This window comes from Bradyrhizobium sp. 172 (genome assembly GCF_023101065.1).
Taxonomy (GTDB): domain Bacteria; phylum Pseudomonadota; class Alphaproteobacteria; order Rhizobiales; family Xanthobacteraceae; genus Bradyrhizobium; species Bradyrhizobium canariense_D.
In genome coordinates, this window is record NZ_CP064701.1 from 5,276,924 (window position 1) to 5,291,908 (window position 14,985).

The following is a 14,985-nucleotide window of genomic DNA, read 5'->3' on the forward strand; positions in this document are numbered from 1 at the left end:
GATCGTATGGTGGCATGCAAGCTAGCATGCCCTACCCCTTGCGACACGCAAAAACCGCCACGAATGCCTAGCGCTGCATCCAGCGCGTCGCCGCGACGCCCGCGGCGCGGGCTTGGAGCCGAACGTGCGGGAGGCGCTCACCTCGCTGAAGCCGACGACGACGTCCCTTCCAGCAGCGCCCTGAAGACACGGCGCACCTCGCTCTGCGTCTCCTTCACGCGCGCCTCCAGCGAGGAGAAATGCGGCGCATCGCCGGCGCGTGCCATCACGCGCAGAAGGTCGGTGCCGGCGGTCTCCGGCTTGAACCGGTCGCTGACGCAGAGCCGCAGGATCTGCGTCAGGTCGTGATACAGCCGCGCCGCGGCCCGCAATATCTCGGTCTCCGATTGCGCCAGCACGCCCAGCCTGCATGCATTTTCCAGCACCTGCATGGTGCCGGCGTCGAGAATCTCCGGCTTCTCGTGCGCATGCACGAGCTGGAGATATTGCGCGATGAAATCGATGTCGACCATGCCGCCGGCGGCATATTTGAGATCCCAGCAATCGGCCTCGCCCTTCTCCTGGGCGATCGCGCGCCGCATGTCGGCAACATCGTTGGCGATGATTCCGGGATCGCGGCGGCGGGTCAGGACATCGCGGATGACGCGCTCGATCCGTTCCCGGAATTCGGGCGAAGCGGACACGACGCGCGCGCGCGTCAGCGCCATGTGCTCCCAGGTCCAGGCCTCGTTGGCCTGGTAGTCCGCGAACGAGACGAGGCTCGAGGCCACAGGGCCGGCACGCCCCGAGGGGCGCAGCCGCATGTCGATCTCGTAGAGCACTCCGTAATTGGTGCGCGTCGTGAACGCGCTGATCAGGCGTTGGGTGAAACGCGCGAAGTAATGTGCACCTTGCAGCGACTTCGCACCGTCGGAGTCCGGACTGTCGCCGTCGAAATCGTAAAGCAGGATCAGGTCGAGATCGGACGACGCGGTCATCTCGCGGCTGCCGAGCCGGCCCATCGCGATGATCGCGGTCTCCTGCCCCTTGATCCGGCCATGCTGGGCGGCGAAGCGGTCGGCGACGAGGCCATGCACGGTATGGACGATGCCCTCGGCGACGTCAGCAAAGGCCGTGCTCGCTTGCTGCGCCGAGACCGTGCCCGAGAGAATGCGCGTGCCGATCAGGAACAGGCTCTCCTGCCCGAACAGGCGCAGGCGGTCGAGGAACTCTTCGTAAGAGCCGGCATCCTGCACCGTGCTCGCAAGCCGCCCCGACAATTCCTGCCTGTCGGGCATGGCACCGAAGAAGCGCGGATCGATCAGGCCGTCCATGAGCTGCGGCTGCCGCGCCAGCATCTCGCCGAGTCGGGGCGCCGCGCCCAGCACCAGGGCGACCAGTGCGACGAGATCGCGGTTCTGCCCGAGCAGCGTGATCAGCCGGCCGCCGCGCTGAAGCGCTCCAAGGAAATGGTCGAACGCCACGACGGCCCGATCCGGCTCCTCGGCATGAGCGAGACCGTCGATGAGAGCCGGCACGAATTCGACGAATGCGTTGCGCGTCGCTTCGACGCGGAACACGCGGTACTCGCCGGTGATCCAGTCACGCACGGTCTGCGCGACGGCGGCAGGCTTCTTGAAGCCGAGCGTGGCCAGATACTGAAGCAGCCGCGGATCGTCGGGACCCGCACTGTAGTCGAGCGCCGGCAGCTTGGCCGTGCCGGTCGGATCGTCGCCTTCGAACAGTTTTTCGTAGTGGCCCTGGACGATCTCGAGCTGCCGCAGAAGGTCGCGGGCAAAGGCCTCGCGATCCGGATAGCCGAAGAACCAGGCGAAACGCTCGACCGCCTCCTTGTCCTCGGGCAGCGTGTGGGTCTGCTCGTCTGCGATCATCTGGAGGCGATGCTCGACCCGGCGCAGGAATTGGTAGGCCGTGGTCAGCTCGTCACGCGCCGAAACCGTGATCCAGTTGCTGGAAGCAAGCACGCCGAGCGCGGCGAGCGTCGGCCGCACACGCAGTTCGGGATGTCGCCCCCCGGCGATCAATTGCTGGGTCTGGGCGAAGAACTCGATCTCGCGGATTCCGCCGCGCCCGACCTTCACGTTATGCCCTTCGACCGCAACCTCGCTCTGGCCGCGATAGGTCTGCATCTGCCGCTTCATGTCGTGAACGTCGGCAAGCGCGGCAAAGTCGAGATGCTTGCGCCAGACGAAGGGCGCGATCTCCGCGAGTAGCGCCGCGCCCGCCCTGGGATCGCCGGCGCAGACTCGCGCCTTGATCATCGCGGCGCGCTCCCAGGTACGCCCTTCCCGCTCATAATAGTTCAGCGCGGCATCGCGCGAAATCGCCACCTGCGTCGAGGATGGATCGGGACGCAGGCGCAGATCGACGCGGAAGACGTAGCCGTCATAAGTGCGCTGCTGGAGAATGCGTGCCATCCCCTGCGTCACCCTCACGAAGAACGGCTGGGGTTCGATATCCGCGGCAAGCGTCGTATTGTCGGGATCGAAGAACACGATGAGATCGATGTCGCTGGAATAGTTCAGCTCGCCTGCGCCCATCTTGCCCATCGCAAGCACGATCAGCCCGCAGCCCTCCTCCGGCGCCTCGGGATTGGGCGGCGAGAGCTTGCCGCGCGCGGCTTCCTGCCGCAGGAGGTATTGAAGCGCCGCCCGCACCGAGGCCACCGCGAGATCGGTGAGCGCTGCGGTCACCCGCATCACCGGCCAGACCCCGCCGATGTCGCACAGTGCGATCAGGAGCGCGGCCTCCGCCTTCATGCGGCGAAGCAGCCGCATCACCTCGGCTTCATCGGATGCCGCGAGCACGGCGCCGTTCGCCTCCGCGATCAGCGTGGCGAGATGCGCATCCGGATCGCATTCCAGCAGCCGGATCAGGCGCTGCGGATCAGCGCGCAGCAGCTCAAACAGATAAGGCGAGAATTCCGCGATGCCGGCCAGGATGTCCCGCGCGAAGCGGTGAGCCAGCAGCGTTTCAAGACGGGTGAATTGCGCTGGCTCGAGCTCGGCCAGCCAGCTTTCAAAACGTCCTTGGTCGGTGACGGAAGCGGCAATATGGGGAGCCTCCGCGAAGCGTGCGGCAAGTCTCTCACCATGCTTGTCCGCGTTTCCCGGCGCGGAGTGGTTCATGCCACCTTCTGTGGCACATCCGGCATTGGCGGAGCAACCCTGTCGCCCGCGCGCGCCGGCAGCACCAGCGTGGCGACAAGACCGGGCTGGGCGTCACCCAACCTTAACTCACCGCCATGCAATGTCGCGACCGCGGAGGCGAGACTGAGACCGAGGCCGGATCCAGGCAGCGTGCGGCTCGCTTCCAGCCGCACGAATCGTTCCACCACATGCTTGCGGTCGCCTTCGGGGATTCCGGGACCGCGATCGGTGACGCTGAGCAGCACCTGATCGCCCTCGCGCCTCGATTCGATCGTGATCTGCCTGCCCTCCATGCTGACCACGGTTCCCGCGGATTGCGTGACCGGCTTGCCGTATTTGATCGCATTCTCGACAAGATTGGCGAGGGCCTGGCTGATCAATTCGCGGTTGGCGTGAACCGGGGTCGGCTCGCACCTGACCTTCAAAGTCATGCCGTCGTCTTCGGCCAGCGGCTCGTAGAGTTCGTGAATGCCGTTGGCGACATCGGCCGCGTCGAAATCATCCATGTTGCCGCGCGCCTGCCCGGACTCGGCGCGCGCGATCATCAGAAGCGCGTTGAAGGTACGGATCAGCCCGTCGGATTCCTCGATGGTCCGTTCCAGCGCGGCGCGGTAATCGGCCTCGCCGCCGGATTTCGCCAGCGCCTCCTCGGCGCGGTTGCGAAGTCGCGTCAGCGGCGTCTTGAGATCGTGGGCGATGTTGTCGGAGACCTCCTTCAGCCCCGCCATCAGCGCCTCGATCCGCTCCAGCATGGCGTTGAGATTTTCGGCGAGGCGGTCGAGCTCGTCGCCACTGCGCCCTACCGGCAGGCGTTCGCTGAGATCGCCGGTCATGATCCGATGGGCGGTGCCGCTCATCGCATCAATGCGCCTCAAAACCCTGCGCGCCACAAAGATGCCGCCGCCCAGGCCGAGCACAACGACGATCAGGATCGACCATTGCGCGGCCTTCGCCACGATGCCGAACAGCCGTCGCCGCTCGGCCAGATCGCGTCCGATCAGAAGCCGGAAGCCGTTTTCCAGTTCGGTGACGCGGACGAGCGCAAGGTGGTCGCGATCGTCGGTGTCCTCGATACGCCGGTAGGCGGTCTCGGACCAGCCGCGCTTCGCCATCACGCCGGGCGCCAGCGAGCCGACATTGCCGGCGATCGCCTGCCCGGTCGGCGTCGTCACGAGATAGAGGTTGGCACCCGGACGCAGCGCCCGGTACTCGATCGCGAGCACGAGAGCGCGCAAGCCGCGGCGGCCGTAGATCTCGCTGATCTCCGAGGTCTCGGCATTGACCGTCTGCGTGATCTCCTCGGTGATCAGCCGCCGCGTATTCCAGGCGAAATAGGCCAGCAGCGAGGCCGCGAACATCGCGAACAACAGCAAATAGACCAGCGTCAGCCGGAATGCCGTGGTGCGGACGAGTTTACCGAATGCCGTCACGGATCATGTATCCCGCGCCGCGGATCGTGTGCAGCAGCGGCCGCTCAAAACCCTTGTCGATCTTGGAGCGCAGCCGCGAAATGTGCACGTCGATGACGTTGGTCTGCGGATCGAAATGATAGTCCCAGACGTTCTCCAGCAGCATGGTGCGGGTCACCACCTGGCCCGCATGCTTCATGAGGTATTCGAGCAGGCGGAATTCGCGCGGCTGGAGCGTCAGCTCGTCCTTGCCGCGCGCGACGCGATGGGAGAGCCGGTCGAGCTCGAGATCGCCGACGCGGTACAGCGTGTCCTCGGCCGGACCGCCGCGGCGGCGCGACAGCACCTCGACCCGGGCCAACAGCTCGGCGAAGGAATAGGGTTTCGGCAGATAATCGTCGCCGCCAGCGCGCAGGCCCTTGATGCGGTCGTCGACCTGGCCGAGCGCCGAGAGAATCAGCACTGGCGTCGAATCGTCCTTGTCGCGGAGCGCGCCGATCACCGACAGGCCGTCGCGCTTGGGCAGCATGCGGTCGACCACCAGCACGTCGTAATCGCCGTTCTCGGCCATGGCAAGGCCTTCCTCGCCGTCGGCGGCGTGGTCGGCAATGTGCCCGACCTCACGAAAAGCCTTCACGAGGTAGTCGGCGGATTCGCGGTCGTCTTCGATGATGAGGAGGCGCATCGTGCGTTCGGCAACGGTCAAGGGAGTGAACCTTCTCTAAACATGGCGCGAGCGGCAATCGCATGCAAGCCGAGTGAGAGACTCTGGCATCGAGAAAAAGGCGGGCGGTGAAGCTGGGGGGACTTCACCGCCCTAGGCCTTCCGACGGAGGGGGGCGTATTCCACCGGAAGGTAGATAGGGGAAGCAAACGTTGCGCTGCTCCCCCGAAGGGCGCCGTCGGCGGGGGCGACTGATGCCGGCGACACCCTTCATCTCGGAGGCCTCCTGAGGCCGAGCCCTTGGTTAGCCCTTCGCGATGGGCACGGCGACGAAGCGCGACTGACCGCCGCTCTTCACCCGCATCAGGACGCTGTTCTTGTTGTCAGTCCGCGCCGTGTTGATGGCGTCGCGAACTTCGCCGGCGGTGCTCACGCTCTTGCCGCCGACTTCGAGAATCACGTCACCTTCCTTGAAGCCGCGTTCGGCTGCGGCGCTCTTCGGATCGACTTCGGTGACCACGACGCCTTCCTTGCCGGCGCCGGCCACGGAATCGGCGGGCGCGACGGTCATGCCGAGCTTGGGCACGTCGGTGCCGCGGCTCGCGCCCTTGCCGCTGTCCTTGTCGATGTCGGCCTTTGCTTCGATCGTGTTCGGCAGCTGGCCGAGGGTGAGGTTCACCACCTTGTCCTGGCCCTTGTGCAGCACGTTGAGCTTCACGGTCGCGCCGGGCGCCAGGCCGCCAATGGTGCGGGCGAGCTCGCGCGCGTCCTTGACCGATTCGCCGTTGACCGACGTGATCACGTCACCGGACTCGATGCCGGCCTTGGCCGCCGGACCATTCGCCTGCGGCTCCGCAACCAGCGCACCTTCGGCCTTCTTCATGCCGAGGCTGTCTGCGATGTCGGGTGTCACCGGCTGGATCTGCACGCCGATCCAGCCGCGGCTGACCGAGCCCTTGTCCTTGAGCTGCGCCACCACGCTCTTCACGGTGCTGGCGGGGATCGAGAACGCGATGCCGACGCTGCCGCCGGAAGGCGAGTAGATCGCGGTGTTGACGCCCATCACCTCACCATTGGTGTCGAACGCGGGACCGCCGGAATTGCCCTTGTTCACGGGGGCGTCGATCTGGATGAAATCGTCGTAGGGGCCGTTGCCGATGTCGCGGCCGCTGGCCGAAACGATGCCGGCAGTCACGGTGCCGCCGAGGCCGAACGGGTTGCCCACCGCGAGCACCCAGTCGCCGATCCGCGGCTTGCCGTCGGCAAGCTTCGCGAACGGGAAGTTCGAGCTGCCCTCGACCTTGATCAAGGCAAGGTCGGTGCGCTGGTCGGTACCGATCACCTTGGCGGTGTAGGTCTTGCCGTCGTCGGTGGTGACCTCGACCTTGTCGGCGCCGTCGACCACGTGGTTGTTGGTCACGGCAAAGCCATCAGCCGAGATGAAGAAGCCGGAGCCCTGGCCCTGCACGACGCGGCCACGACCGCCACCACCCTTCAGGCCCGGGACGCCATCCGGACCGCCGAAGCGGCGGAAGAACCGCTCCATCGGCGAGCCCGGCTGGAACGGCGAGGAGGAATCATCGCCGTCGTCGTTGCTCGCGGTCTTCTCCTTCATGTTGACCTTCACCGAGATCACCGACGGCTTCACGCGCTCGACAATGTCGGCGAAACCGATCGGGCGTTCGACCTTGCGGACCTCGTTGTTGACCTGCGCAAGCGCCGGGGTCGAGAACAGGTCGGCGGGCGAGGTTGACGTGCCGAAGCCGTAGACGGCGGCGCCGAGGCCGGCGACGACCGAGGCCATCAGCGCGATCTTGCGGGCCGAGAAAACGGGCCGGCGGGGCTGCCGGTAGGACGGAAGGTTCGAGAGGTCGGAACGGTCGGTCATGCAGAGATCTCCAGGGCCTTGAAATCCATTTGGCGCCTGACGGCGGCACCTTACGGACCTGAAGATGGGGGCTGTCGCCTTACCGTGCGCTGGCGGCGGGGTTAAACTTTTGTAATGAACCGGACATGCGGATGCGGCAGTTTATCGCGGCCAAAACTAGTGAACCTGCAGGAACTTAACCAAGTTCCAGGAACCCCCGCGCAGTGCCGGCTTGATGCGCGCAGCAACGTAGCTAGCTGGATTTGGCTTCATCCGCCATCAATGCGGCGAGCCGCGCTTCCTCGTCGGGCGTGAGCGGCGGAGCCGGTAGGTCTGCACCATTTCGCGCGCGCCGGCGGATTTGCAGCCATAGCGCCAGGCTGCCGCCAATCAGCAGCAACGGCGCGAGCAGCCACAGCAGCATGTTCTGGCGCTCGAAGCGCGGCTTGAGCAGCACGAACTCGCCGTAGCGCGCGACCAGGAAATCGAGCACTTGCGAATTGCTGTCGCCGGCCGCGATACGCTCGCGCACCAGGAGCCGCAAATCGCGCGCCAGCGGCGCATCGGAATCGTCGATCGACTGGTTCTGGCAGACCATGCAGCGCAGCTCACGCGACAGATCGCGTGCACGCGACTCCTTCACCGGATCCGACATGATCTCGTCCGGCTGCACGGCATGCGCCGCAGGCAAGGCCAGCAGCATCAGCGCGATGAACGCGACCATCATTCGGCGCATCAGATCACTCCGCCGGCTGCAGGCGCTGCTTGGCACGCGCCGGTTTCGGCGCGCCGACTCGCAGGCGCCGGTCCGACAGCGATAGCACGCCGCCGAACGCCATCAGCACCGGTCCCCACCAGATCAGCAGCACCAGCGGCTTGTGATAGATGCGCACGGCAATGGCGCCTTCGGCAGTGGCGTCGCCGAGCGAGATGTAGAGCTGGCTGGCGCCGCGCGTCAGCAGCGCGGCCTCGGTGGTCGAGGAGCCGCGGGTGGTGAAGCTGCGCTTGGACGGCGTCATCACGCTGAGCATCTCGCCGTCGTGGCTGACGTTGAATTCGGCGATCATCTCGTGGAAGTTCGGTCCCTGGCGCTGAAACAGGCCGTCCAGCTTGACGTCATAGCCGGCGACATGGGCGACGTCGTTCTGCTTCATCGTCGCGATATATTCGCTGTTCCAGGTGGTCTCGCAGACGATTCCGATCAGCGCAACGCCGAGGCCGGCATGCGCAAATACCGAGCCCCAGGCCGAGCGCGGCAGACCGCGGGCACGATGCAGCGTCGTCGCGAACGGCAGCCGGAACAAGCCGGTTCGTTCGGCCAGATCCGTGACGGCGCCGGCAATGACGAAGACGCCAAGTCCGATTGCCAATGGCGCGAGCGCGCTGCCGCCGCGCACCCAGCCCCAGACCATCGCGACGGCGATAAGCCCGGCAACGCCGGCCGCCAGCAGGCGTTGGGTGACGCCTAGCAGATCGCCGCGTTTCCACGCCAGCATCGGCCCGAACGGCACGGCGAGCAGCAATAGCGTGAACAGCGGAGCGAAGGTGAGATTGTAGAACGGCGCGCCGACCGACATCTTGAAATCGGCGAGCATCTCCATCGCCAGCGGATAGAGCGTGCCGAACAGCACCACCGCGCAGGCCACAGTGAGCAGCAGATTGTTCAGCACCAGCGCACCCTCGCGCGAGATCGGTGCAAACAGGCCGCCCTGCTTCAACGACGTCGCGCGCCCCGCGAACAGCGACAGGCTGCCCCCGATGAACAGGCAGAGAATCAGGAGAATGAACACCCCGCGGGTTGGATCGGTCGCGAAGGCATGCACCGAGGTGATGACCCCCGAGCGCACCAGGAAGGTCCCAAGCAGCGATAGCGAGAAGGTCAAGATCGACAAGAGGATGGTCCAGACCTTCAGCGCGTTGCGCTTCTCCATCACCAGAGCCGAATGAAGCAGCGCGGTGCCGGCAAGCCAAGGCATCAGCGAGGCGTTCTCGACCGGGTCCCAGAACCACCAGCCGCCCCAACCCAGTTCGTAATAGGCCCAGTACGAGCCCATGGCGATACCGAGCGTCAGGAAGATCCAGGCGACCAGCGTCCACGGCCGCACCCAACGCGCCCAGGCGGCATCGATCCGCCCCTCCAGCAACGCCGCGATCGCGAAGGAAAACGAAATTGAGAAGCCGACATAGCCGAGATAGAGCATCGGCGGATGCACGGCGAGACCGATGTCCTGAAGCACCGGATTGAGATCGCGTCCCTCGATCGGCGGGTTGGTGATGCGCAGGAACGGGTTGGAGGTCACCAGGATGAAGAGATAGAAGGCGCTGGCGATCCACGCCTGTACGGCCAGCACGTGCGCGCGCAGCGACAGCGGCAGATTGTTGCCGAAGGCCGCGACCAATCCGCCGAACAGCGCGAGGATCGACACCCACAAGAGCATCGAGCCTTCATGGTTTCCCCACACGCCAGTGATCTTGTAGAGCAGCGGCTTCATGGAGTGGGAATTCTCGTAGACGTTGACGACGGAGAAGTCCGACTCCACGTGCAGCATCACAAGCGCGATGAACGACGCACCGACGAACAGAAGCTGCGCCAGCGCAGTGGAGCGCGCCACATTCATCAGCGCGTCATCGCGCAGCCGCGCGCCGATCAGGGGCACGATGGACTGGATCAGTGCCAGTCCGAGCGCCAGCACCAGCGCGTAATGTCCTGACTCCGCGATCACCGAACTGCTCCCTGCGGATTGCCCTGCGCGGTCGTGGCCGCGGGCTTGACGCCGTCGGAAGCTTTGGCGCCGTAATCATCCTTCCAGTGCCCCTGCTTCTTCAGGGCATCGGCGACGTCCTTTGGCATGTAGGTCTCGTCGTGCTTGGCGAGCACGGTGTCGGCCTTGAACACGCCGTCAGCATCGAGCGCGCCTTCGGCGACGACGCCCTGCCCTTCGCGGAACAGATCGGGCAAAATGCCCTTGAAGGCGACCGGAAGCTTTGCGCCGCCGTCGGCGACCTCGAAGGTCACAGCGAGATTGTCGCCGCGCTGGAGCGAGCCGGGCTGCACCAGGCCGCCGAGGCGAAACCGCTTGCCGGGCGCAACGTGCTTCTCGGCGACCATGGTCGGCGTCGAGAAGAACACGATGGAATCGCGCAGAGCGTTGAGCACCAGCGCGGCCGCGAGGGCGAGCACGGCAAGCGAGCCGCCGATGATGGTCATACGTCGCTGCTTGCGCGTCATGGCGTATCCATTCCCTGCCCGTCTCGTCCTGACATCATCATCCGTCGAGCCCGAGTGTCTTGAGGCCTTCATCAAGCTGGCGCAACCGTGCTGCATCGTTGGCAACCGCCTGGCGGGCATCGGTCGATGCCCCCACCGCCTTGTCGCGATCACCCATGACGAGATAGGCGCGCACCAGGCGCAGCCAACCCTCGACGTCGTCGCCGTTCTGCTTGAGGCGCGTGGCGAGCCGTTCGACCATGCCGCGAACCATCGCGTTGCGATCGACCTCTTTCATGTCCTTGGAAGCTGCGAGGGTCTCATCCGACAGCGCCGGCATCGTCGCGCCACCGCCACCGACCCGCGCGAGCGAGGTCTGCACCAGAGGTCGCCACGGCGCATCCGCCGGCGCTTTCGCCAGCAGCGCGCGCCAGATATTGGCGGCATCGGCCTTGCGGCCGTCCTGCTCGGCGGCGAGACCGAGAAAATAGTTCGCCTTGGGGTCGTCGGCGCTGAGCGCGCGCGCGCGCTCGAACTCGGTCTTGGCTTCGGCGGTCACGACGCCGCCGGCGGCGGCCGAGATCGCTTCGCCGAGATCGGACCGGCGCTCCGCGCTCTCGCCATTGTAGGTGAGCGAGTTGCGATAGGCGCGCACGGCGTCGTCGAAGCGACCGAGCCGTTCCAGCACGGGCGCGATCACGTTCCAGCCGCGCCCGTCGGTCGGATTCTTTTCCAGATGTTGCTCGACCTGTACGACCAGATTCTCGAGCGACTGCGCCATGCCGGACCCGGATCCGCGCTCCCGCTGCGCCAGTGGAAAGTCCTGAAGCCTGGGCGAGCCGAGCGGCACATAGACACCAATCGCAACCAGCGGCAGGCCGGCAAGCGCCAGCACGGCCGCCGCGCGGCGCCATTTGAGGCTGGATTTCGGTGCCGTTGCGGGCTCGCTGCCGGCCGCGGCAAGCAGCCTGCGGCTGACCTCGACGCGCGCGGCCTCGGCTTCGGGCGCGGCGATCAGCCCTGCGGCAAGATCACGCTCGATCTCGGCGAGTTGGTCCTTGTAGACCGCGACCTCGCTGCCCTGATTTTGCGCGCGTCCGCTACGGCCGAGCGGCAAAAGCACGGCGAAGATCGCCGCGACCGTCATCAGCGCGAACACGAACCATAGCATCATCTGGCAAGCTTCCGGCAGCGCGCAAGCCGCGCCCACAGGTCGCTTTACACCACGGCCGGACGATGCGGCAATTGACAATTGTCAATTCGGCGCGACCGCGCACAGTCCCGAAATGGTGAAAATCCAACGGCTTAGCCGATCTCGAAGTCCGCGCTTTGAGCGGCGTCCTCGCCATGCCCGTTGAAGGCCTTCAGGAAATATGTTCCCGGCTCGATAGCGTCGGGCAATCTGATGCGCAACGCCCCGACGGGAACGGGTGATGCAACCCTGGTGACGGTCTCAGGAAGCTGCCGACCGCTTGCCTTCTCGACCAGCACCACCTTCGCGCCGACCATCAGCCTTTGATATTTGGCAACAACGACGCGATTCTCGATTTCGATGGAACTGATAACGGATTTCATGCGCCCACAGATAGAAATATAAAAAACCTGCACGGCGACCGTAGGGCCAGCCACCGACACCGTCAACCTGAAATTGTGACTACTGAAATATGCGCCTGGATCAGCTAGCGCGCGACGATTTGCGCTCGCCCGTGGCCGCGTTCTCCGCGGCGCGGCTCATCAGCGAGGCATAATCATCGCCGAACAGCACCTGGCAGAAGCGGATCGCGGCCTGCACCTGCTGCTGCCGATAGGTGCGGACCTTGTGATCGGCGCCGCGCAGCGACTGCACCAGCTGCTCAGTCGAACGCTCGACATATTGCTGGAGGTCGGAATAGGTGCGCAGTGTCACCTCGTTGATCGCAAGCTCGCTCGCATAATTGCGGCAGGTGGCGACGAAATCGATCAGCGCGACGGTTTCCTCGACCTCGGTGCTGTCGATCCGCGCGCCCGGCGGAATGTCCTTCTCGGCGCGCTGGCGCAGGATGCGGCGGACGCGGCCGGGAACACTGTCGATCTCGGATTGCAGCGCGTTAGAGATGTCGGCCCGGATCGAGGTCAACTGCTTGCCCCAGGCGGAATCGTTGCGCAGGTCGAGCTCGGTACGCAGGCCTCGCACGCCGTCGTGCAGCGTCTTGAGATTGGCGGCGACATTGTCGAAATGGCCGCGCTTGATGTCCATGCGCAGGATGGCCGCCACGCAGGACAGATCATGCAGCGCGATCGTGACGGCGACGCCATAGGGCGTTGCCGCAACACGGATCTCGTCGTCGGATGCGGCAATCTTGATGGCGAGGCGGATGATCTGCCACGGCGCGGTCATCCGCTGCACGACGATGGAGAGCGCGAAGGGCAGCATCTGCGGGGTCTGGAGGACGGGAATGTTGAGCGCTGCAGTCACCGATGCGATCTGGGCATCGCCGAAGGCGCGCAAAGAGCGCGGCAGCTTCTCGTTCAAGGTGGCAATGGCGTCGCGGACCGCGAGCACCGCCCCGCTCGAATAGAAGTCCTCGATCACGTTGGGCGGGCCAACGCGTGCGAGCGCACGCGACTTGTCGCCCCCGCCCGGCCCCGTCAGCTCGAAGATGGCATCCGCAGCGACCGCCTGGAGCTTCGAGGTCAGCGCTTCGACCTGGCCTGCGCTGTCGGCCGGCGTGCGCGCCAGCGCCGCCTCGAGTTCCTTCAGCTTGTCCGGAGCACCGTCGCGGCCGAGCCATTGCCAGATCGGAGCCAGCGAGGAGCGGCGGACCTGCCCGACCCGGATCGGAGCGCCTGCTTCGACGAGGAATGGTTCCAGCACCTGGAACAGCAGCCGCGACAGATCGTCCGTACGCGGCGGTGCGGCCTCGTCGGCTTCCGTCTTGCGGACAATCTTGCGCAGCTGATCGAGCACGAGGGTTGCCACGGCCGTGTCCTGGCCGCGCTCGAGCGCACGCTCGAACTCTCGCATCAGCAGCGCCTGCGCCTGCGGCGGGAGCTGCGCGAGATAGTCCCTCAGCCGCTCGATCGATGTCTGGCTCATGCGCCCGGGTAATGAACGGTAAATGGCGGACGTGGGATCCGTCCTCCTCGATCATAGGTGGGGCCACTTAAGAAGCCGTTTAGGAAGTCGCTCCGAATACCCCTGGTTTCGTCCGGATCGGGGTGCCGCAAGCCAAATAGTCGCATCGGAACAAGGGATTATATTCCGGGGAGGACCAGCTCCGCCCGCAGGCCCCCCGTCGGTGCGCGGCCGAGGGAGAGGCTGCCGCCATAGAGCGCAGCGAGCTCGGTCACGATCGACAGTCCCAGGCCCGATCCGGGCTTGGACTCGTCGAGCCGCTGGCCGCGCCGTGAGACCTGGGTGCGCTCGGCCTCCGACAGGCCGCGGCCGTCATCGTCGACGATGATATGCAGCCGCGGACCGATGCTCGCCTGCTGCGGCGCTTCCGCCAGAACTTCGATGAAGACCCGCGACGCCGCCCATTTGCAGGCGTTGTCGACGAGGTTGCCGACCATCTCCTCCAGATCCTGCCGCTCGCCGCGAAATTTCGCCGACGGATCGGCCTCGGCCTCGACCACGATGCCGCGGCCGCGGTGGATCTTCTCCATGGTCCGCCGCAGTGCCTCGATGGCCGGTGCCACCTCCGTCACCGTCGCAACGACCGAGACCCGCGCCGCGATGCGCGCGCGCTCGAGATGATGGGCGACCTGGTCGCGCATCACGTCGGCCTGCTCCATCACCTTGGCCGCGAACGGATCGGTGGCATGCGCGCCGGCCTCGTTCACGATGACCGAGAGCGGCGTCTTGATGGCGTGGGCGAGATTGCCGACATGGGTGCGCGCGCGCTCCACGATCTCGCGATTGGCGTCGATCAGCGCGTTGGTCTCGCGCGCCAGCGGTGCGATCTCGACCGGGAACTCGCCCTCGAGCCGCTCCGCCCGCCCGGACCGGATGTCGGCGATGGATTCGGAGATGCGCTTGAGCGGCGCGAGACCGAAGCGGACCTGAAACACGGTGGTCAGCAGCAACACGATACCGAGCGCGGTGAAGGTGCCGCCGAGGTAGTAATCGAAACTGCGCGTCTCGTCGAAAATCTCGGTGTCGTCACCGGCGACACTGACGAGAAATTTGCCGTCCGCGCCGAGATCGACCGGCCGCTCCACCATGCGCAGGTTCTGTCCCTCTGGACCGTCGACATAAGCGATCCGGATGCCCGCGGCTGTGAGCTCGGTGCCCTGCTCTTCAAGCTTTGGCAGCTTCTTGTCCCAGAGCGAGCGCGAGGAGCGCACCTCCGGCTTTTCGGTGTCGGTCCGCGTGATCTGCCAGTACCAGCCGGACAACGGCAATTCGAACAAGGGCTCGCCGAGCGACTGGAACTGGCGGTCCGGCGGCTCGTCGGGGGTGGCGACCTCGGCGATCAGCGTGCGGAGATAGAGATTGAGCCGGCGGTCGAAGGCGCGCTCGGTGGCGTTCTTGTAGACCGACGACAGCACCACGCCGGTGATGGCCAGGATCACGACGAGCCACGCGGTCGCCGACAGAAACAGGCGGTTCGCAAGCGAGCTGGCGGGCATCGGAATGATCCCGGAGGCGCGGGGTGGCATGGCGTCGGAACTCATGACCCGAACAAGGCCCCTGCTGCGCCGCCCGT

The 14,985-nt window shown here is 65.8% G+C and carries 11 protein-coding genes; all 11 read right to left on the bottom strand.

Features of this window, described 5'->3' with window-relative positions; genetic code table 11:
- Positions 1-137: 137 nt before the first annotated feature.
- Positions 138-3,128 carry a bifunctional [glutamine synthetase] adenylyltransferase/[glutamine synthetase]-adenylyl-L-tyrosine phosphorylase gene (locus tag IVB07_RS25510; RefSeq protein ID WP_247300167.1) on the bottom strand — a complete coding sequence of 997 codons (2,991 nt, stop codon included), beginning with the start codon at positions 3,126-3,128 and terminating at the stop codon, positions 138-140.
- Complete coding sequence (locus tag IVB07_RS25515; protein WP_247766734.1) at positions 3,125-4,579, bottom strand: ATP-binding protein; 1,455 nt, start codon at positions 4,577-4,579, stop codon at positions 3,125-3,127. Before IVB07_RS25515 ends, IVB07_RS25510 begins: the two co-directional genes overlap by 4 nt.
- Positions 4,563-5,243: a response regulator transcription factor gene (locus IVB07_RS25520; RefSeq protein ID WP_035969420.1), complete on the bottom strand. Its 681-nt coding sequence runs from the start codon at positions 5,241-5,243 to the stop codon at positions 4,563-4,565. Before IVB07_RS25520 ends, IVB07_RS25515 begins: the two co-directional genes overlap by 17 nt.
- A 283-nt stretch (positions 5,244-5,526) precedes the next feature.
- Positions 5,527-7,110: a Do family serine endopeptidase gene (locus IVB07_RS25525; RefSeq protein ID WP_018458561.1), complete on the bottom strand. Its 1,584-nt coding sequence runs from the start codon at positions 7,108-7,110 to the stop codon at positions 5,527-5,529.
- A gap of 232 nt (positions 7,111-7,342) precedes the next feature.
- Positions 7,343-7,825 carry a cytochrome c-type biogenesis protein gene (locus IVB07_RS25530; RefSeq protein ID WP_026233610.1) on the bottom strand — a complete coding sequence of 161 codons (483 nt, stop codon included), beginning with the start codon at positions 7,823-7,825 and terminating at the stop codon, positions 7,343-7,345.
- Between the two features lie 4 nt (positions 7,826-7,829).
- Positions 7,830-9,812, bottom strand: a complete 1,983-nt coding sequence (locus IVB07_RS25535) for a heme lyase CcmF/NrfE family subunit (RefSeq protein ID WP_018458559.1) — start codon at positions 9,810-9,812, stop codon at positions 7,830-7,832.
- Positions 9,809-10,318, bottom strand: a complete 510-nt coding sequence (gene ccmE, locus IVB07_RS25540; protein WP_026233609.1) for a cytochrome c maturation protein CcmE — start codon at positions 10,316-10,318, stop codon at positions 9,809-9,811. Before ccmE ends, IVB07_RS25535 begins: the two co-directional genes overlap by 4 nt.
- Positions 10,319-10,355: 37 nt before the next feature.
- The gene (gene ccmI / locus IVB07_RS25545) at positions 10,356-11,471 is read right to left on the bottom strand and encodes a c-type cytochrome biogenesis protein CcmI (RefSeq protein WP_026233608.1); all 1,116 of its coding nucleotides are present in this window, start codon (positions 11,469-11,471) and stop codon (positions 10,356-10,358) included.
- Positions 11,472-11,602: 131 nt separating this feature from the next.
- Positions 11,603-11,872 (bottom strand): hypothetical protein, encoded by a 270-nt coding sequence (locus IVB07_RS25550; protein ID WP_007593394.1) that lies wholly within the window; start codon positions 11,870-11,872, stop codon positions 11,603-11,605.
- A gap of 100 nt (positions 11,873-11,972) precedes the next feature.
- Positions 11,973-13,373: a hypothetical protein gene (locus tag IVB07_RS25555; protein WP_018458556.1), complete on the bottom strand. Its 1,401-nt coding sequence runs from the start codon at positions 13,371-13,373 to the stop codon at positions 11,973-11,975.
- A 158-nt stretch (positions 13,374-13,531) separates the two neighbouring features.
- On the bottom strand, positions 13,532-14,908 hold the full coding sequence (locus tag IVB07_RS25560; protein WP_018458555.1) for a sensor histidine kinase: 1,377 nt from the start codon (positions 14,906-14,908) through the stop codon (positions 13,532-13,534).
- Between the last annotated feature and the right edge of the window lie 77 nt (positions 14,909-14,985).

Coding starts and splice junctions, on each gene's coding strand:
- IVB07_RS25510 (WP_247300167.1), bottom strand. CDS start 3,128: ATGAACCACTCCGCGCCGGGAAACGCGGACAAGCATGGTGAGAGACTT.
- IVB07_RS25520 (WP_035969420.1), bottom strand. CDS start 5,243: ATGCGCCTCCTCATCATCGAAGACGACCGCGAATCCGCCGACTACCTC.
- IVB07_RS25525 (WP_018458561.1), bottom strand. CDS start 7,110: ATGACCGACCGTTCCGACCTCTCGAACCTTCCGTCCTACCGGCAGCCC.
- IVB07_RS25530 (WP_026233610.1), bottom strand. CDS start 7,825: ATGCGCCGAATGATGGTCGCGTTCATCGCGCTGATGCTGCTGGCCTTG.
- ccmE (WP_026233609.1), bottom strand. CDS start 10,318: ATGACGCGCAAGCAGCGACGTATGACCATCATCGGCGGCTCGCTTGCC.
- ccmI (WP_026233608.1), bottom strand. CDS start 11,471: ATGATGCTATGGTTCGTGTTCGCGCTGATGACGGTCGCGGCGATCTTC.
- IVB07_RS25550 (WP_007593394.1), bottom strand. CDS start 11,872: ATGAAATCCGTTATCAGTTCCATCGAAATCGAGAATCGCGTCGTTGTT.
- IVB07_RS25555 (WP_018458556.1), bottom strand. CDS start 13,373: ATGAGCCAGACATCGATCGAGCGGCTGAGGGACTATCTCGCGCAGCTC.
- IVB07_RS25560 (WP_018458555.1), bottom strand. CDS start 14,908: ATGCCCGCCAGCTCGCTTGCGAACCGCCTGTTTCTGTCGGCGACCGCG.